This window comes from Achromobacter sp. NPDC058515 (assembly GCF_042721735.1).
Taxonomy (GTDB): domain Bacteria; phylum Pseudomonadota; class Gammaproteobacteria; order Burkholderiales; family Burkholderiaceae_B; genus Achromobacter.
In genome coordinates this window covers 97,699-115,519 of record NZ_JBHXNI010000018.1, presented here as the reverse complement: position 1 = coordinate 115,519, position 17,821 = coordinate 97,699, and the positions used below count along the sequence as shown (strand labels likewise).

At 64.7% G+C, this 17,821-nt stretch carries 16 protein-coding genes; 5 read left to right on the top strand and 11 right to left on the bottom strand.

The window, feature by feature from the left end; all coding sequences use genetic code 11:
• Nucleotides 1-89: 89 nt before the first annotated feature.
• The 3 genes from ACFWP0_RS25700 to ACFWP0_RS25690 all read right to left on the bottom strand — a co-directional run bounded on the left by ACFWP0_RS25700 (nucleotide 90) and on the right by ACFWP0_RS25690 (nucleotide 2,789).
• Complete coding sequence (locus ACFWP0_RS25700; protein WP_377846988.1) at nucleotides 90-1,220, bottom strand: DNA cytosine methyltransferase; 1,131 nt, start codon at nucleotides 1,218-1,220, stop codon at nucleotides 90-92.
• Nucleotides 1,213-1,620 (bottom strand): very short patch repair endonuclease, encoded by a 408-nt coding sequence (locus ACFWP0_RS25695; RefSeq protein ID WP_377846986.1) that lies wholly within the window; start codon nucleotides 1,618-1,620, stop codon nucleotides 1,213-1,215. The genes ACFWP0_RS25700 and ACFWP0_RS25695 overlap by 8 nt, the downstream gene beginning before the upstream one ends.
• Nucleotides 1,621-1,862: 242 nt before the next feature.
• Entirely contained in the window at nucleotides 1,863-2,789 is a 927-nt protein-coding gene (locus ACFWP0_RS25690) for a DUF4928 family protein (protein WP_377846984.1), read from the bottom strand.
• Nucleotides 2,790-2,933: 144 nt separating this feature from the next.
• On the opposite strand from ACFWP0_RS25690, the gene ACFWP0_RS25685 reads away from it, so the two are divergent.
• Nucleotides 2,934-3,899, top strand: coding sequence for an HNH endonuclease (locus tag ACFWP0_RS25685; protein ID WP_377846982.1), 966 nt, complete (start codon nucleotides 2,934-2,936; stop codon nucleotides 3,897-3,899).
• Nucleotides 3,900-4,073: 174 nt separating this feature from the next.
• Nucleotides 4,074-4,355 (top strand): peptidylprolyl isomerase, encoded by a 282-nt coding sequence (locus tag ACFWP0_RS25680; protein ID WP_173145302.1) that lies wholly within the window; start codon nucleotides 4,074-4,076, stop codon nucleotides 4,353-4,355.
• Nucleotides 4,356-4,458: 103 nt separating this feature from the next.
• Here the strand turns inward: ACFWP0_RS25680 and ACFWP0_RS25675 are convergent, their stop codons facing one another.
• The 8 genes from ACFWP0_RS25675 to ACFWP0_RS25640 are packed head-to-tail and all read right to left on the bottom strand — an operon-like array spanning nucleotide 4,459 to nucleotide 13,668.
• Entirely contained in the window at nucleotides 4,459-5,769 is a 1,311-nt protein-coding gene (locus ACFWP0_RS25675) for a 3-hydroxyacyl-CoA dehydrogenase NAD-binding domain-containing protein (RefSeq protein ID WP_377846979.1), read from the bottom strand.
• Nucleotides 5,770-5,789: 20 nt separating this feature from the next.
• Nucleotides 5,790-6,941, bottom strand: a complete 1,152-nt coding sequence (locus tag ACFWP0_RS25670; protein WP_377846977.1) for an acetyl-CoA acetyltransferase — start codon at nucleotides 6,939-6,941, stop codon at nucleotides 5,790-5,792.
• Nucleotides 6,934-7,341, bottom strand: coding sequence for a Zn-ribbon domain-containing OB-fold protein (locus ACFWP0_RS25665; RefSeq protein ID WP_377846975.1), 408 nt, complete (start codon nucleotides 7,339-7,341; stop codon nucleotides 6,934-6,936). Before ACFWP0_RS25665 ends, ACFWP0_RS25670 begins: the two co-directional genes overlap by 8 nt.
• Nucleotides 7,342-7,353: 12 nt before the next feature.
• Nucleotides 7,354-7,566 carry an acetyl-CoA carboxylase biotin carboxyl carrier protein subunit gene (locus tag ACFWP0_RS25660; RefSeq protein ID WP_377846973.1) on the bottom strand — a complete coding sequence of 71 codons (213 nt, stop codon included), beginning with the start codon at nucleotides 7,564-7,566 and terminating at the stop codon, nucleotides 7,354-7,356.
• A 17-nt stretch (nucleotides 7,567-7,583) separates the two neighbouring features.
• Nucleotides 7,584-8,984 carry an acetyl/propionyl/methylcrotonyl-CoA carboxylase subunit alpha gene (locus ACFWP0_RS25655; protein ID WP_377846971.1) on the bottom strand — a complete coding sequence of 467 codons (1,401 nt, stop codon included), beginning with the start codon at nucleotides 8,982-8,984 and terminating at the stop codon, nucleotides 7,584-7,586.
• Nucleotides 8,981-11,050: an acetate--CoA ligase family protein gene (locus tag ACFWP0_RS25650; protein ID WP_377847072.1), complete on the bottom strand. Its 2,070-nt coding sequence runs from the start codon at nucleotides 11,048-11,050 to the stop codon at nucleotides 8,981-8,983. The genes ACFWP0_RS25655 and ACFWP0_RS25650 overlap by 4 nt, the downstream gene beginning before the upstream one ends.
• 19 nt (nucleotides 11,051-11,069) lie before the next feature.
• Nucleotides 11,070-12,065, bottom strand: coding sequence for a Bug family tripartite tricarboxylate transporter substrate binding protein (locus ACFWP0_RS25645; RefSeq protein WP_377846969.1), 996 nt, complete (start codon nucleotides 12,063-12,065; stop codon nucleotides 11,070-11,072).
• Nucleotides 12,066-12,123: 58 nt separating this feature from the next.
• Nucleotides 12,124-13,668, bottom strand: coding sequence for an acyl-CoA carboxylase subunit beta (locus ACFWP0_RS25640; protein ID WP_377846968.1), 1,545 nt, complete (start codon nucleotides 13,666-13,668; stop codon nucleotides 12,124-12,126).
• A 140-nt stretch (nucleotides 13,669-13,808) separates the two neighbouring features.
• Between ACFWP0_RS25640 and ACFWP0_RS25635 the strand changes: the two genes are divergently transcribed.
• The 3 genes from ACFWP0_RS25635 (at nucleotide 13,809) to ACFWP0_RS25625 (ending at nucleotide 17,802) form a co-directional block, all read left to right on the top strand.
• On the top strand, nucleotides 13,809-15,479 hold the full coding sequence (locus ACFWP0_RS25635; RefSeq protein WP_377846966.1) for a sigma-54 interaction domain-containing protein: 1,671 nt from the start codon (nucleotides 13,809-13,811) through the stop codon (nucleotides 15,477-15,479).
• 159 nt (nucleotides 15,480-15,638) lie between these two features.
• Nucleotides 15,639-16,571: a 3-keto-5-aminohexanoate cleavage protein gene (locus ACFWP0_RS25630; RefSeq protein ID WP_377846964.1), complete on the top strand. Its 933-nt coding sequence runs from the start codon at nucleotides 15,639-15,641 to the stop codon at nucleotides 16,569-16,571.
• A 31-nt stretch (nucleotides 16,572-16,602) separates the two neighbouring features.
• The gene (locus tag ACFWP0_RS25625; protein WP_377846962.1) at nucleotides 16,603-17,802 is read left to right on the top strand and encodes an ABC transporter substrate-binding protein; all 1,200 of its coding nucleotides are present in this window, start codon (nucleotides 16,603-16,605) and stop codon (nucleotides 17,800-17,802) included.
• The last annotated feature ends 19 nt before the right edge of the window (nucleotides 17,803-17,821 follow it).

The window sequence follows — 17,821 nt, the reverse complement described above, 5'->3', positions numbered from 1 at the left end:
ATTGGAGCTTTAACGCCAGACTGCCGTCTCTCACCCACGAAAGGGAATTGCAATCTGGCACGCAAACTCCCGTACCGCCCTTCGCGAATCTAAGCTGCCAATTCCGCCCCTTCAACCCTAGCATTAGCGATCGGTTCTAATAATGACCGAGACAGATGAGCAATCACAGGTACAGCCAAACCATCACCCATTAGATGATAGGCATCGTTATATTTCGCAGGAAGAATATAGGTATCCTCAAGCCCCATAAGGCGCGCCGCTTCTCTGGGCGAGAGCAGACGCGAGCGGACTCGCTTGCCCTCCACGACAAGAATGCTTTGCCGACTAGATCCTCCGCCAGGGGTTCTCAGGCACCCAGCCACATCATCAAACCGGACCTCTGCCCGCTGCACACCATCACGGGTACGCCGATAAAGCGCACCTACTCGCCGTTCCCCCGATTTTTTTGCGGCCCGTACCTTTTCGAGGTTAACGAGGGTCATCATATCGAGAAGAGCTTGCGTCTCCTCTTTCGTATGCCATTGAACCCCACTAGGCGCATCTTCTATCAGATCGGCAAAAACAGCTTCCCGGATGGGCGGCGCGGGGATATTCCACCACACCCATCGATCTTGAACAGGCTTCGAGAGCTTGAATTTAGCTTCGACGAGCGAACGCGGGTGCCACAATGCACTGGGATCTTGCCGTATCAGGCCCGGTGGAATGAAGACGTCTGAAGCAACGGCAATTACGAACAATCTTGGCCGCGATTGGGGCACGAAATGCACGGCGTCCATCAATACTGCGCCGAATTGATAGCCCAATTCCGTAATGGCCCTACCCAACTCGGAAAAGTCCTTACCACCATTCGACGTTAGCAATCCGTAGACATTCTCCAACACGATCAAACGTGGACCGCGTCTCGCCGCAGACAGTCCTTGCATCAAGGACCAGAATGACCAAAATGTTCCTGAACGGCTTCCTTTCAACCCGGCTCGGGAGCCCGCCAATGAAAGGTCCTGACATGGGAAAGACGCCCAAGCTAGATCAGCATGGCCAGGCAGGTTATTCAACGCTACTGCAGCAACGTCCCCTACCACCAGATGATCGTTACCCCAATTGGCGGCATAGCTAGCAGCTTTCTTGGGATCAAAATCATTAGCAAAACGGCAAGTCCAGCCCTTCCCTAGGCCGGCTCTCGCCATGCCGCCGCCTGCGAAGAACTCATAAAACTCAGCCATCCAAAAACTCCCTCAATTTCACTTCGAGCATCGCGCCATCGCGCAACTCGCACTCCCAAACCACCATTACTTCCCAGCCTTCCTGAAGCAGTGCAGAAAGCTGAGCCGAATCACGACTCACATTGCGTCCAATCTTCGCTTCCCAGTAAGGTCGATTGCACCCAGGAATGCGTGCTCGACTGCAATTCTCATGCGCATGCCAAAAACAGCCATGCACAAAAATCACCTTTCTTCGTCCAGCGAATACTAAGTCAGGTTTTCCCGGCAAATCCTTTTGATGCAACCGATAGCGGTATCCCAAGCCGTGCACAATACGTCGAACGACTAGCTCAGCACTCGTATTCTTCGACCGTACTTGCCGCATGATTTCTGAGCGGCGTTTAGGACTAACGTTGTCCATACAACTCACCGGGAACGACGGGACCGCCGCTATTGATAGCTTTACCGCGGGCCAACATCTGCGATCGACCAACGCCCTGGGCATGCTTTGCCAGCCCTCGGCGTCCCGATCATCACACTCGCTTTCGATACATTAGCTCGGATCCGATCGGACGGGCTGCGAACTCTGTCCTAGATGCTTGGAGCGGTAGGCTCGCGCGTCACTTTACACCACGACGTAGTACGGAGGAAGCCACTTATCGGTCACGATCTGAACTCAACTTTCAGGGACGGGTCTGTCTCGAATTCATCAATGATCTCGTTGTAGCGCTCGGAGAGCGCTGTCACTGCGCTTCTTCTACCCGGCGCGGTGAAATCGCCTAGCTCGTACACCCCGGCGGCCACGAACTGCTCAATCTCGAACACATCAATGCGGGAGCCCAGACCAGCGTTGTCCGCTAGAGCTTCCGCCACCATCACACCCCTGCGTCTTGTAACCAACACTGGCCGATAGCCATCGTTCAGATTGTCGCGACAACGCGAAATTACCGCCTCGCCTGGCGCCGTGGTGACATGAATTGCAACGTCACCAATGAAGAAGTCGCCGGATCGACCAGACTGAGCATCAGAAGTCGTGAAGCTGTTGTGCTCAAACTTTCCAGCCCCCATTACGCAATCAAGCTTTGCTCCCACAAGGTGCTGCATGACCGCCCCAACGTACATCGTGCCTGCGCTTTCACGCTGCCGTTCCTCAGCCTGATCCAACAAGTCTCTGACGAGGGCCCGCAGTCCGTGCGCGCCATCCAACCTGATCTTGAAAGGTTTGGCCGCGAAGAACTCGCGGGTTCTAGCTATCCAAAAATTCTCAACGATATCCAGGTCCAGGGCACCCGTCACAACAAGGCTATTCAAGAAGCCGACATAGTCCCGCATGTTGCCGATGCTTCCCCTACTCGTCCGACCACCCTCAGACGCCAAAACCCTCGTGATCCCGTATCTTCCTAGCACATTCTGAACGGCGCTTCTCCCCAGACCAAGGACCTGACCACCACCGTCCGTGACCAACGCATCAGCATCCAAAGGAAGGCCCTTTTGCCTAGCGACATCAGTGACTATCAGTGCCACGCACAAAGACCCTTTTCGATTGAATTTCTTCTCACGGGTGAACGTCGATAACGCGTCGAGCAACAAGGCTGCATCCTCCATCTAGTTAAGTTCTTAGCATAACGGCGAGACCGCCATCGCCTTTCATAACTTGCACGCAGTGCATAACCCATTGTAATTTGCGTTTACTACAGATTGCTGCAAGAATTTCCACTTCCAACTGAGGTTGAAATGGCGAAATTTTGGTGGGTAAACCACAAGCAAACGCTTCGACAGGAGATCAAAGGCGGATTCCTGTGGTCCCCAAAAGTAGAGCGAAACGGAGCTCAGAGCCACTTCTATAACAATCTGAGGTTGGCTGCCCCAGGGGATTTTGTGGTTTCGATGGCTCACGGCAGAGTGGCGCACATCGGTTGTGTGGCCGATTACGCAATCAGCGCACCCAAGCCAGTCGAGTTCGGAAAAACGGGCAACAACTGGCGCGACGAAGGCTGGTTGCTGGCGATGGTGTGGTCCAACGTACAGCAGCCGTTCTTGCCCAAAGCTTGCCTCGCCAAAGTCGCTCCGCTCCTGCGAGATCGCTATGCTCCGCTGCAACGCGCAACTGGCCATGGCAATCAGAAGGCCTATTTTTCTGAAATTGACGAAGCGCTATTTTCCGTCGTTGCAGATGGAACAAATTTCTCGAAACTTAGTCTGAGCACACTCGTTGAGCGCAGCAAAGAACGAACAAGCGACGAATTTTCCGATGCGTTAGAAGATAGTATTCTGGCCGGTCTCGAGATGGATTCAAGCCTATCATTAACAGAAAGGACAGAATTAAAAAAATCACGGCGCGGTCAAGGAGTTTTCCGACATAGCCTATTCGGCTTGCACCAGATGTGTCGCGTAACAGGAATTCGGAACGCTGATCTACTGATTGCAAGCCACATAAAACCGTGGCGATCCTGTGAAACCTCGTTCGAGCGATTGGATGGATATAACGGACTATTGCTAGCGCCCCACGTGGATTTCTTATTCGATAGAGGACTAATCAGCTTCGAAAACTCAGGAGAAATTCTGCTGTCTCCAAAGTTACAAAAAAGTGATCTGGAAAAATTTGGGATCACTTTAGAAACACCTCGTCCCTACCCCGAATTCCATCAGAACTACAATACGTATCTTGAACACCATCGCCACAATGTGTTTTTGAAGTAGGTGTGCGACAACAAGCAATTCCCCCTGCAAAGTAGTGCACACTGCTCGACGTAAGGACGGACTGTGGCGCTTGCTTTAGGTCAAGCACGAACATCGCTTCCAGCCTAACGCCAATCTGTCGTCGAATGCGTTACTCTCCCCCTCCCCAAATCAAGCCTCCCAAGGAGCCTCCTCATGGCACAAGCCTCCGCCCGTCACATCCTCGTTTCCACCGAAGCCAAGGCCAACGAACTCAAGACCGCCATTGAAAATGGCGCTGACTTCGCTCAGCTCGCCAAGGAAAACTCCAGCTGCCCGTCGAGCCGTGACGGTGGCAACCTGGGTTCCTTTGGCCCGGGCCAGATGGTCAAGGAATTCGATACCGTCGTGTTCAGCGCCCCGGTTGGCGTGGTCCAGGGCCCGGTGAAGACCCAGTTCGGTTATCACCTGGTTGAAGTGACCAGCCGCAAGGACTAAGTCCCGCTGCAGCATGCAAAAAGGCGCCGCCAGGAAAACCTGGCGGCGCTTTTTTTGTCGGCGAATCCTGTCCGCCTCGATGCGGGGAAAACGTCCCCGGTCCTTACGCAAACGCGCGGACCACGCTCGCGCCTTCTCCCGCCAGCCTGAGCAGCAGCGGAGCCGGCGCCAAGGTCTGCCGCCCGGTCTGCTTCGCCATGCGGGCCAGCGCCACGCTGACAACTCCCAGCCCTATCTGATCCGCATACCGCATCGGCCCCACGCTCTCCGCGGGCCAGCCATAGCCATATCGCCACACCACATCGATGTCGCTGGCGCGTGGGACGATGCCTTCTTCCAGGATGCGCATGCCTTCGTTGATCATCGGATACACCAGCCGCTCGAACATGCTGGCGGGGGCCATGGGTGCGCGGACGATGCCCTGGGCTTGGGCGATGGTATCGATGATGTCCGTGACGGCGGGGTCGGGCAGCGGCTTGCGGCTTCCGTCTTCATAGCGGTAGTAGCCCTGGCCGGTCTTTTGCCCGAGGCGGCCGGCGGCGTAGACGGCGTCGGCGATCGCCAGGGGCAGGCCGCGGGCCTGGCGGGTGCGCCAGTTGACGTCGACGCCGGCCATGTCGGTCATGGCGAAGGGGCCCATGGGGAAGCCGAATGCCGTCAATACCGCGTCCACTTCTTGCGGCGAGGCGCCGTGCAGCAGCAGGCTTTCGGCTTCGACGGTGCGGCGCGACAGCATGCGGTTGCCGACGAAGCCGTCGCAGGCGCGCATGGCGACGGGTTGCTTGCCCAGGGTGCGCACCAGGGCCATGGCGTCGGCCAAGGCCGCGTTCGACGAATGTTCGCTTTGCACGACTTCGACCAGCGGCATGATGTGCGCGGGGCTGAAGAAGTGCAGGCCGACCATGCGCGCGGGGTCCTGCACGGCCTGGGCGATTTTGTCGATGTCCAGGAACGAGGTGTTGGACGCGAGCAGGCAGCCGGGCGCGACGATGGCGCTGAGCGCGGTGAAGATCTGTTGCTTGAGGGGCAGGTCTTCGAAGACGGCTTCGATCACGACGTCGGCGCGAGCGGCGGCGGCAAGGTCCGTGGCGGTGCGGATCTGTTGCCGGGCCGCGTCGGCCCGGGCGGCGGTGATTTTGCCTTTGCGGGTGGACGCGGCGTAAGTGTCTTCGATGATGCGGGCGGCGTTTTCAAGCGCTGCCGCGTTGTTGTCGATAAGGGCGACGGCGATGCCGGCGTTGGCGAGGCACATGGCGATGCCGCGTCCCATCGTGCCCGCGCCCAGCACCGCGGCCTGTTTGAAGGCGCGGCCGGTAGCGGGGAATTGCGGCGCGAAGGCGGCGAGTTTTTCCGCGTGGGCGAGGTATTGGGCGGCGTCTAGCGCGGCCGGGTCCAAAGAAGGCGTCGTGTTCATGGGGTTCCTGGAAGGGTGTTCTATAGCGTTGCCGCGGTTCCCAGCAGCGCGGTGACCTGGCTGGACAGTTGACCGCCGTTGCCGTGCACCAGCGCCACTTGCGCGTCGGCCACCTGGCGCTTGCCGGTCTGGCCGCGCAGCTGCAGCACGCCTTCGGCCAGCGCGAAGATGCCGTACATGCCGGGGTGGCAGCACGAGAGTCCGCCGCCGTTGGTGTTGACGGGAAGTTCCCCGCCGGGCGCGATGCGGCCGCCGGAGACGAAGGCGCCGCCTTCGCCTTTGCGGCAAAAGCCCAGGTCTTCCAGGAAGAGGATGGGGTTGATCGTGAAGGCGTCGTAGAGCTGCAGCACGTCGACGTCGGCGGGCGTCAGTCCCGCCATGGCGAATGCGCGCTCGCCGGAATGGCGGGCGGCGGTGGCGGTCAGGTCGGGCATGCTGGAGATCTGGCGGTGCGTGGTGGCGGCGCCCGCGCCCAGCACGTAGACGGGCTCCTGGCGCAGGGAACGGGCGCGGTCCGCGCGCGTCAATATCAGCGCGCCGCCGCCATCGGTGACCAGGCAGCAGTCCAGCAGCGACAACGGGTCGGACACCATGCGGGACGCCAGCACGTCTTGCACGGTGATCGGGTCGCGCTGATGGGCCTGGGGGTTCAGGCCGGCCCAAGCCCGGGCGGCGACGGCGACCTGCGCCAGTTGTTCGCGTGTGGTGCCGTACTGGTGCATGTGCCGCGCCGTGGCCATGGCGTAGCCGGAGATGGGGTTGCGGGGCGCGAAGTCGGCCTCCCAGGTCATCCGCTCGGACAGGGTCTTGAGGCGCGCGCCTTGCGAGCGCTGGTCGGAGCCATAGCAGACGCATGCCACGGTGCACAGGCCGGCTTCCAGCGCCAGGAGCGCGGGCAGCAGGTGGCCGACAAAGGAGGAGCCGCCGATGTTGGTGCCGTCCATGTAGGTGGGCTGCAGGCCCAGATACTCGGCGACGGACAGGGTCGGCATGAATTCGGACAGGGTCGAGGCGAACAGGCCGTCGATGTCGCTGACTTCAATGCCGGCGTCGGCGCAGGCGGCCGACACGCTTGCGGCAAGCTGGTCCAGCGAGGTCATGCCGGGGTTGATCCAGGCTTGCGTCATGCCCACGCCGACGATGGCGGCGCGGCCCTTCAGGTGTTCAGCCATGCGAAGCCTCCACGGGGTCGAATACGACGTTCAGGCGCTGCGAGACCTCGGCGATGCGGGCGATGACCGGCATGCCGATGCTGACGTCGCCCGGGGCGATGTTCTCGACGCGGCTCATCATCCTGGGGCCTTCTTCCAGGTCGATGAGCGCCACGTTGTAGTCGCCGCCTTGTTCGGCGCGGCGGCGCACGACGGTGGTCGAATACACCACGCCGCGGCCGCTGACGGGCTCCCACCGCAAGGTCGGCCGCCCCGTCCAGGGGGATATGCGGCGCGGGTAGAACAGGAAGTTTCCGCTGACGGTGCAGCGCTGCAGGCGAAAGCAGCCCTGGCCGAGCGATAGCCGATAGAACGCTTCGGGGGTGATCGACGCGTCGTCGATGCTGGAGGACGGTGACATGGGCATCGTTCCTCAGGCCAGGGTTGCGACGTCGTCGTCTTCGTTGACGGGCTGGCCCACCACCACCAGCACGGCTGCGATGACGCCCGCTACCTCGGCTTCGACGGGGATCTCCATTTTCATGGATTCGACGGTCACGATCACGTCGCCCGGCGCGACGCTTGCGCCCGGTTCAACGTGGACCTTGACGACGGAACCGGAAACGATGGATTTGATTGTGTTCATGCATCACCTTCGTGGAATCAGGGGGTGGCTCGCGCAGGGGCGTCGCCGGCGGCGAGCAGGCGCTCGACGATGCGGATGTCGAGCGCGCCGGCGGCGTAATCGGGGAAGTCGAGCGCGCGCAACAGGAATGGGATGTTGGTCTTGATGCCCTCGACGTGAAAGCGGGCCAGGGCGCCGCGCAGCGTGCCCAGCGCCTCCGCGCGGTCGCGGCCGGAGGCGATCACCTTCGCGACCATCGGGTCGTAGAAGCGCGGAACCTGGCAGCCCTGGGCATAACCGGTCTCGACGCGCACGCCGGGTCCGACCGGCGGTTCGAAGCGAGCGAGCGTGCCGGGCGACGGGAAGAAGCGCTTCGGGTCTTCGGCATAGACGCGCGCCTCGATGGCGTGGCCTTGCGATTGGATGGGGCCGGGCACCACGTCTTCCAGCCGCTCGCCGGCCGCCAGGCGGATTTGCGCCGCGACGATGTCGATGCCGGTCGTCTCTTCCGTGACGGCATGCTCCACCTGCAGGCGCGTGTTCACCTCAAGAAAGCTGAAGCCGCCTTCGGGCGTGTACAGCATTTCGACGGTGCCGATCACGTCGTAGCCGATGTCCGTGAGGATCTGCTCCAGCTTGGATGCCATGGCGTCCAGGACGGCGGGGGCTATGCCGGGCGCGCGCGATTCCTCCAGCACCTTCTGGTGCCGCCGCTGCACGCTGCAATCGCGCTCGAACAAGGCGCGGGCGTTGCCATGGCGGTCGGCCAGGAACTGGAATTCGATGTGGCGGGGCCGGTCGATCAGTTTTTCCAGGTAGAGGGACGCCTGGCCGAAACTGCGCTGCGCGATGGCCGTCGCCGACGCCCATGCCTGGGGCAGGCTTTGCGCGTCGGCGACGGGCACCATGCCGATGCCCCCGCCGCCCGCCGCGGGCTTGATCAGCACGGGGTAGCCGATAGACTGGGCCGCGGCGCTGACCTGCGCGATGTCGTCGGGCAGGATGTCGGAGCTGGCCGTCTGCGGCATGCCATAGCGCTGCATGAAGCGCCTGGCCCGGGTCTTCTCGCCTAGCTGCTCGATCCATTCCGGGCTGGGGCCGATGTAGCAAAGGCCCGCCTCGCGGACCCGCCGCGCGAAGCCGGCGTTCTCCGACAGGAAGCCATACCCCGGATGAATCGCCTGCGCGCCCGAGCGCCGGGCGATGTCCAGGATGGCGTCCTGGTTCAGGTAGGTGGCGGCCGGCTCGTTGCCCGGCAGCGGATAGGCCTGCGTCGCCTGCCGGACGTACGGCAGGTCTGCGTCGATCTCCGAGTACACGACGACGGACTCCAGCCCCAGCTTTTGCAGCGCCCGCAGCACGCGGGCCGCCACCGCGCCCCGGTTGGCGATCAGCACGCGCGCAAGCGGGGCCGCCGTGGTGGGTAGAGAGCCGGTCATGCCTGCGCTCCTTGGGGAATCACCACCGCGTCGACCAGCACCGGCGCCGCCGTTCGCGACACCAGGACGGGATTGGCGTCCACGGACAGGAAGGCGCCGTTCTGCTGCGCGAACCACTGGCCCAGCGTCACGAGCATCGCGGCCAGCGCCTGCGTGTCCACCGCCGGCAGCCCGCGTGTGGCGGCAAAGCCGCGCGCGATGGCCAGCCGCGAAATCGCGGCCAGCGCCTGCGCTTCGGTGAACGGGGCGACCAGGAACTGCATGTCCTGGTAGGCCTCCACCAGCACCCCGCCCTGCCCCACCATGACGACCGGCCCAAAGGTCGCATCCCAATGCGCGCCCACGGCAAGCTCGAAGTCGCCGCGCGACTGCTCGGCCACGAGCAGTCCGCCGAAGCCCGCCTTCAGTCCGTCCAGGACTTCCTGGTAATCACGCCACGCCTCGTGGCCTTGGTCGACGGTGTGCGCACCCAGCCGCACCAGTCCATGATCGGATTTATGCGTGATGTCGGCGGACACGCCCTTTAGCACGACGGGCATCTGCAATTCCTCGAAGGCCGCGGCGATGTCCTCCGGCTGGCGGCAGACACGATGCCGCATCACGGGCAGGCCCGCCTGCGACAGCAGGGCAAGGCTGGCCGGCTCGTCCCAGGCCGCGCCGGCGGCGCCGGGCGTTGCGCCGCTGAACGCGGCGGGCTGCGCGGCGGCGCGCCCTGCCTCATAGGCGGCGAGCAGGGCCAGGCCGCGCACGGCGCGGAATTCGCTGTTGAACACCGGCACGCCGCGGGTGCGGAAGGCGGCGGCGACCCAGTCCTGCACGGCGCTGACCGCCACCGGCACGCCGTTGGCCGCGACGAAGTCGGCGGTCTGCTGGGCGAAGTACGGCATGTCATAGCCTTCGCCGCCGATGGGAAAGCCCGCGAAGATGCCGTGCGCCGCGGTGCTCGCGGCCACGGTGCGCAGCGCCTCGCCGTAGATGGCGGGCTGCCCGAGCAGCGCCGTGGTCATGTCGATGGGGTTGCGGGCGGCGACGTAAGGCGGCAAGACCGCCCGCAGGGCCTGCGCGTCGGCATCCGTGAACTCCCCCAGCGCCAGGCCGTTCTGCTCGGCGGCGTCGGCGGCCAGCACGCAGGTCGCGCCGGAGTTGCTGATGGCCACGACTTTTCCGCCCTTCGGGCGCTCCCGCCGTTCGAAGAGCTGCGCGTATTCCACCAGTTCGTCGAAGTCGCGCATTCGGATGATGTTGCGCTGGCGCAGGAACGCGTCGGCCAGGGCGTCCTCGCTGGCCATGGCGCCCGTGTGCGAACTGGCGGTGAGCTGTCCGGCCCGCGTGCGCCCGGCCTTCACGGCCAGGATGGGCACATCGCGCGCGGCGGACAGCGCCGCGGCCTCGGCCAGCAGGTCGGGATCGCGCAGCGATTCGGCGTACATCAGGATCAGGCGCAGGGACGGGTCTTCCAGCAGGCCCCGCACCGTGCCCGCCACGTTGACGTCCGCCTCGTTGCCCGTAGCCACCATGTAGCGCACGCCCAGGCCCTGGCGGCGCAGGCCGCCATAGACGATGGCCGCGCCCGCGCCGCTCTGGCTGACGATCGCGATCGAGCCGTCCTGCGGCGGGCATTCGTTGATCATCGTGGAGAAGCTGAGGATGGCGCCGGTCTGGAAGTTGGCGACGCCCTGGGTGTTGGGGCCGATCAGCCGCAGGCCGGCCTCGCGCGCCCGCCGCACCAGCGCTTGCTGCGCCAGCAGGCCTTCCTGGCCCAGCTCGGCAAAGCCCGACGAATAGATCACCGCGCCGCGCGCGCCAACCTCGATGCACTGCGCGACGGCGTCGTCGACCTCGCTGCCGGCCAGGCTGATGACCACTAGGTCGGGCGCTTGCGGCAGGTCGCGCAGGCTCGGGTAGCTGGGCAGGCCCTGCACCTCGGCGCGCTTGGGGTTGACGGGGTAGATGTCGCCCTGGAAGCCGTGGCGGCGCATGTAGGCGATGGGGCGTCCGCCCGCCTTGATCGGGCTTTCGGACGCGCCCAGCACCGCGACGCGGCGCGGCGTCAGCAGTTCGAGCATGTCCGGGGTGGATGGCTGCTTATTCAACTTTCACTCCTGCGCGGGTCACGACGTTTTTCCATTTGGCCAGTTCGTTCGCGACGAAGGCTGCGTATTGCTGCTGGTCCATGTCGCCCGGGTCGGTGCCGTTTTCCTTGAACCACGGACGCGCCGCGTCGCTGTTCACGCTGGCGCGCGCCAGGGTATTGAGGCGTTCGGCCACGTCGGCCGGCAGATTGGCCGGGCCGTAGAAGCCGATCCAGGTGATGGCCTCGTAGCCGGGCACGCCCTGTTCGGCAATCGTCGGCACGTCGGGCAGGGCGGCGCTGCGCGTGGACGAGGTGACGCCCAGCGCCTTGACGCGGCCGTCCCGCACGTAGGGGGCCATCGTCATCACGTCATGAAACAGCGCCGGGATCTGGCCGCCCAGCAGGTCGGTCAGCGCGGGCGACGCGCCCTTGTAGGGCACATGGGTCATCGGAATGCCGGCGTCCAGCTTGAGCATCTCGCCCGACAGATGCGTGGCCCCGCCGATGCTGGAGGAGCCGAACATGAGGCCGCCGGGCTGCTTCTTGGCATAGGCGATGAACTCGGGGATGTTGGACACCGGGATGTCCTTGTTGACGACCAGCAGGTTCGGCGTGGTGGCCAGAAGCGCCAGGGGCGTGAAGCCCGTGCTGGCGTCGTACGGCAGCTTGGCGCGCACGGCCGGATTGATGACGTGATGGGTGGCCGAGACCAGCAGCGTGTAGCCGTCGGGCGCGGCGCGCGCGACGTACTCGGTGCCGATCTGTCCGCTGGCGCCCGCCCGGTTTTCCACCACCACCGACTGCTTCAACGCGTCCTGCATGTCCTTGGCCATGCGCCGCGCCACCACGTCCGTCATGCCGCCCGGCGGGAACGGCACCACGATGGTGATGGGGCGGCTTGGCCACTTGGCGTCCGCGGCCAGCGCGGGCGCCGTAGCCAAAATGCTCAGGCCCGCCACGATGGCGGCGCCGAAGCGCGCAAGGTGTCTCGTGCGATGCAACGTCATGTCTGTCTCCGTATTCCGGCGGTCTTGCCGCCGGCTTGTTATGAAAAGCCTCCGCGCCTCAAGGCCGGATGCCGAACGACCGTTGGCCGGGCTCGCGCAGCCGGGCCGCCAGATTGGCGAAGTCCACCAGCCGCGCGCGGGTCTCGCGCGGGTCGATGATGTCTTCGATGACAAAGGCCTCGGCGCTGCGAAAGGGCGAGGTCAGGCTGCGCACCCGCTGCTCGATCTCGGCGCGCTTGCGCTCGGGATCGTCCGCGCCTTCGATCTCGGCCTTGTAGGCCACCTCCAGCCCGCCCTCGATGGGCAACGAGCCCCAGTTCGCGGACGGCCACGCGTAGCGGAAGTTGTGGCGCCCCATGTGCTGGTGCGCGGCGGCGGCCACGCCGTAGGCGCGGCGCAGGATGATCGAGCACCACGGCACCGTCGCCTGGTACACCGCGGCCAGGGCGCGCACGCCATAGCGCATCACGCCGGATTTCTCCGCATCCAGCCCGATCTGGAAGCCCGCGATGTCGACCAGGTTGACGACCGGCAAATGGAACGCCTGCGCCAGGTCGACAAAGCGCGTGAGCTTTTCGGCGGTGGCGCGGTCCCAGCCGCCGCCGTAGTGATAGGGGTCGCTGGCCAGCACCGCCACGGGCCAGCCGTCGATCCGGGCAAGGCCCGTCACCAGCGCGCGTCCCCACTTGCAGCCGATCTCCATGAACGAGTCCGGGTCCGCCAGCGATTGCACGATGGGGCGGATCTTGTAGACCGCGCGCGGGTCGCGGGGGATGGCGGACAGCAGCCAGTCCTGCGCGGCGGCATCTACCGGCGCCTCGCTGCGCGGCGGCAGTTCGAAGACCGAACTCGGCAGGTACGACAGGAAACGCCGGGCGCGCGCAAAGGCTTCGGCTTCGGTGTCCACTTCGTCGTCCACCACGCCATTGCGCGTGTGGATCTGGCTGCCGCCCAGCTCGTTCTTGGTCACGACCTGCCCGATGCGCGCCACGACCGGCGGGCCGGCGTTGAACAGCTGGGACGTGCCCTTGACCATGACGGAGTAATGGCTGGCGGCCACGCGCGCCGCGCCCATGCCGGCCACCGAGCCCAGCGCCAGCGACACCACCGGCACCAGCGTCATGTTCTCGACGACGTGCTGCCACACCTTCATGGTGGGGATCAGGGTATGGCCCTTGGTCTCGATGTTGCGCACGGAGCCGCCGCCGCCCGTCCCGTCGACCAGGCGGACGACGGGCAGGCGCAGATCGCCGGCCATGCGTTCGGCATAGATGAGCTTGTCTCCCACCGCGCCGTCGTTGGCGCCGCCGCGCACGGTGAAGTCGTCGCCCATCAGCACGACGGGCCTGCCCTCTATTTGCGCGCGGCCGATCACCAGGTTCGAGGGCACCACGCCCAGCACCTTGCCGGCCGCGTCGTACTGGCCGCTGCCGGCCAGCGCGCCGATTTCCTGGAACGACGCGGCGTCCGCGATGGCCTCCACCCGTTCGCGCACCGTGAGCTTGCCGGCGGCCTTGTGCCGCTGCACCTTTTCGGCGCCGCCCATTTGCTGCGAGAGCTTCTTGCGGAATTCCAGTTCATCGACTTCGGGTTGCCAGGACACGTGCTACTCCTTTCTGAGGTGTCTTCGTTGCATACACCTCATAAGCAATTGCCGTGCCAACATGGATTCGCGGGGGAAGCGTCGCTTCCCATCCGAAAAATGTATTCTGTGTGGACAATGAGACCTAGAACGGAGACACAGTGTCCTCAATAAAGACACTCGCGCACAGACAGTCCATCGGTGTACTCGTGCTGGACAAGGACGGCGCGCCGCAATGGGCGCACGGCCTGGCGAGCGATCCCGCCGTGCAGCAGACCGCCATTGCGGCGCTGGCCAAGAGCCGGACCGGGCAAGGCGATGCGCCCGCGGAAACGCTCTTGAGCATTGCGGTGCAGGACCCGGCCGTCCAGTTGCTGGCCTTGGTCATTCGCGATGGATCGTCCACGGTGCTGCTCATGCGCCCCGCCGAAGCCGCCAGCCCCCTGTTCGGATTCATCGGGGCCGTGCCCTTCGCCACCGAGATATTCAGCTACATGATCAGCAACCCCTACCAGGCCATGACGGTGGCGGACGCGGCGGGCAAGATGTGTTTCATCAGCGAGGTGCACGAGCGGTTCCTGGGCCTGGAGCGGGGCGAGGCGATCGGCCGCGACGCCAGCGACATCATTCCCAACTCCCGGCTGGCCGAGGTGGCCCGGTCCGGCAAGGCCGAGATCGCCCAGCTGCAGACCATGCGCGGCGTCACGCGCGTGGTGAACCGCCTGCCCATCCGGCGCGACGGCGAGGTGGTCGGCGCGATCGGCCAGGTCCTGTTCAAGGAACCTGAGTCCATCTTCCGCATGCACCGCAGCGTGGCGCTGCGGCGCGCCGAGCAGCAGGTCGACACGCATGAATCGCTTGCCGCCGGCTCGCCGCTGATCGGGCGCAGCGCGCCCATGCAGCGGCTGCGCAGAGAGATTCAGACGGTCGCCCACCTGGACATTCCCGTCCTGATCCTGGGCGAGAGCGGCACCGGCAAGGAACTGGTCGCGCAGGCGATACACCGCGCGGGCAGCCACGACGAGGCGACGCCGCTGGTCAGCCTGAACCTGGCGGCCCTGCCCGCCACCTTGCTGGAGGCCGAGCTGTTCGGCTACCAGCCCGGCGCCTTCACCGGCGGCAACCGGCAGGGCCAGCGCGGCCGCATCGAGCAGGCCGAAGGCGGCACGCTGTTCCTGGACGAGGTCGGCGACATTCCGATGGAAATGCAGGTGAAGCTGCTGCGCGTGGTGGAAGACCGCCGCGTCGAACGGCTGGGCGGCGGCGACAGCCATCAGGTCAATTTCCGCCTGATCACCGCCACCAACCGCCACATGCAGGGCCTGATCGACGCCGAGCGCTTCCGGCTGGACCTCTACTACCGCCTGAGCGGCGTGGTGCTGCACATTCCGGCCCTGCGCCATCGGCGCGAGGACATTCCCGAACTGCTGCACCACTTCGTGCGCGCCTTCTGCACGCGCAACAGCATGCCCGTGCCCACGATAGGCAGCGAGGTAATCCCCTACCTGGCCGCGCAGGACTGGCCGGGCAATGTGCGCCAACTGCGCCAGCGCATCGAAGAAGCGCTGGTGTTCTGCGATTCGCAGGAACTGCGGGTCGGCAACTTCGACCGCTACACGCCCTCGGAAGAGCCGCGGCCCGGTCCTGCCGCGGCGCTGCCCGCCGCCCCACGGGCCGAGGAGCCCGGCGCGGGCAATGCGCGCCTGAAGGACCTGGAGCGGCAGGCCGTGCGGCAGGCCATTGCCGAGTCCGGCGGCAACAAGAAGCGCGCGGCCGAGCAACTGGGGATTTCGCGGTCGCACCTGTACAAGATCCTGGGGCGAGAGGACTAGGGCCGGTTAACGCTCGGACACGCTGCACCGCAGCACCGGATTCCCTATCAATTGATAATTTCTGTTCAGGTGACAGCGCCCTTGGGCGTGCGACAGAATGGCCCACACCCGGAGGAGACAGCCGGGGCCATAAGAATCCAACGCGCACGCCAGAGGCCCATGAAAAAGTCCAGGAAGGTCATCATCACCTGCGCCATCACCGGCTCGGTCCACACGCCGTCGATGTCGCCCCATCTGCCCGTCACGCCCGACGAGATTGCGCGGTCCGCGCTGGACGCCGCCGAGGCGGGCGCGGCGATCGTGCATCTGCATGCGCGCCAGCCGGACACCGGCCAGCCGACGCAGGACCCGGCGCTGTATGCGCAGTTCCTGCCGCGCATCAAGGAGCAGTCCGACGTGGTGATCAACATCACCACGGGCGGCTCGCCGGTGCTGCCGATTGCCGAGCGCATGGCCCCTGCCCTGCAGTTCAAGCCGGAGGTGGCGTCGCTGAACATGGGGTCGATGAATTTCGGGATGTATGAGTTGCTTGAGCGCTTCAAGGAGTTCAAGCACGCCTGGGAGCGCCCCTACCTGGAAGGCAGCAATGACCTGATCTTCAAGAACACGTTCAAGGACATCGAGCACATCCTGTCGTCCTGCGGCGACAACGGCACGCGGTTCGAGATCGAGTGCTATGACATCGGGCACCTGTACACGGCGGCGCATTTCGTGGATCGCAAGCTGCTCAAGCCGCCGTTCCTGATCCAGTCGGTGTTCGGAATACGCGGCGGGATCGGCACGCATCCCGAAGACGTGATGATGATGAAGCGCACTGCCGACCGCCTGTTCGGCGACGACTACATCTGGTCGGTGCTGGCCGCCGGACGCAAGCAGACGCCGCTGGCGGCGATGGCGGCGACGATGGGCGGGAATGTGCGCGTGGGGCTGGAAGATTCCTTGTGGGACGGGCCGGGCGAGCTGGCGCACTCGAATGCGGATCAGGTGCGCCGGATCCGTCGGATTCTGGAGGACCTGTCGCTGCAAGTCGCCACGCCCGGCGACGCCCGTGAGACGCTGCAACTCAAGGGACGCGATCGCGTCGCGTTCTGAACAACCGTTCAATCCAGTGGGGAGACCAGACATGAAAAGAACATTGTGCGCGACGGCCGTGGCCGCGCTGTTGGGGATGGCGGGCGCGGCGCAGGCCGACGACGGCGTGATACGCATCGGGTTCATCACGGACATGTCCGGCCTGTCGGCGGACGCCGATGGCCCGGGCGGGGCCGAGGCAATCAAGATGGCGATTGCGGACCTGGGCGGGGTGGTGGCGGGCAAGAAGGTGGAGGTGCTGGTGGCCGATCACCAGAACCGCGCCGACATCGCGTCGTCCCGCGCGCGCGAATGGCTGGACCAGAAGGGCGTGGACATGCTGATCGCCGGCGCGAATTCCGCGGCGGCGCTGGCGATGGCGAAGGTGGCCGAAGAAAAGAAAACGCCGTTCTTCGTGGTGAGCGCGGGCGCGTCCGAACTGACGAATGCCCAATGCACGCCCTATACCGTGCACTACGTGTACGACACGGTGTCGCTGGCGCGCGGCACCGCGCGGGCCATGATGAAGGAAGGCAACAAGGACTGGTTCTTCCTGACGGTGGACCATGCCTTCGGCCACGCGCTGGAGCGCGACGCGTCGGCGGTGGTGCAGGCGGACGGCGGCAACACCAAGGGGCGCGTGCGGCATCCGCTCAATTCCGCGGATTTCTCGTCGTTCATCCTGCAGGCGCAGGCCTCGGGCGCGTCGGTGCTGGGGCTGGCCAATTCGGCCAGCGACACCAGCAACGCGGTGAAGGCGGCCAACGAGTTCGGGCTGACGCCCAAGATGAAGATCGCGGGCCTGCTGGTGCTCATCACGGACGTGCATGCCTTGGGCCTGCAGGCGGCGCAGAACATGTACCTGACCACGGCCTGGTACTGGGACCAGGACGAGCCGTCGCGCAAGTGGGCATCGCGCTTTGAGTCCGTAATGAAAAAGAAGCCGTCCATGCTGCAGGCGGGCGACTATTCCGCGGCGACGACTTACCTGAAGGCGGTGGAAGCCACCAAGAGCACGGACGGCGAGACCGTCATGAAGTGGCTGAAAGCCAACCCCGTGAACGACTTCTTCGTGAAGGACGGCAAGATCCGCGCGGACGGCCTGATGGTGCACGACATGTTCCTGATGCAGGTGAAGACGCCGGCGGAATCGAAGGGGCCGTGGGACTACTACAAGCTGGTGGCCCGGGTGCCGGGAAACCAGGTGTACACGTCGCCGGCGGAATCGACCTGCCGCCTGATGAAGCCCTGACGCCATGGACCAACCGGAA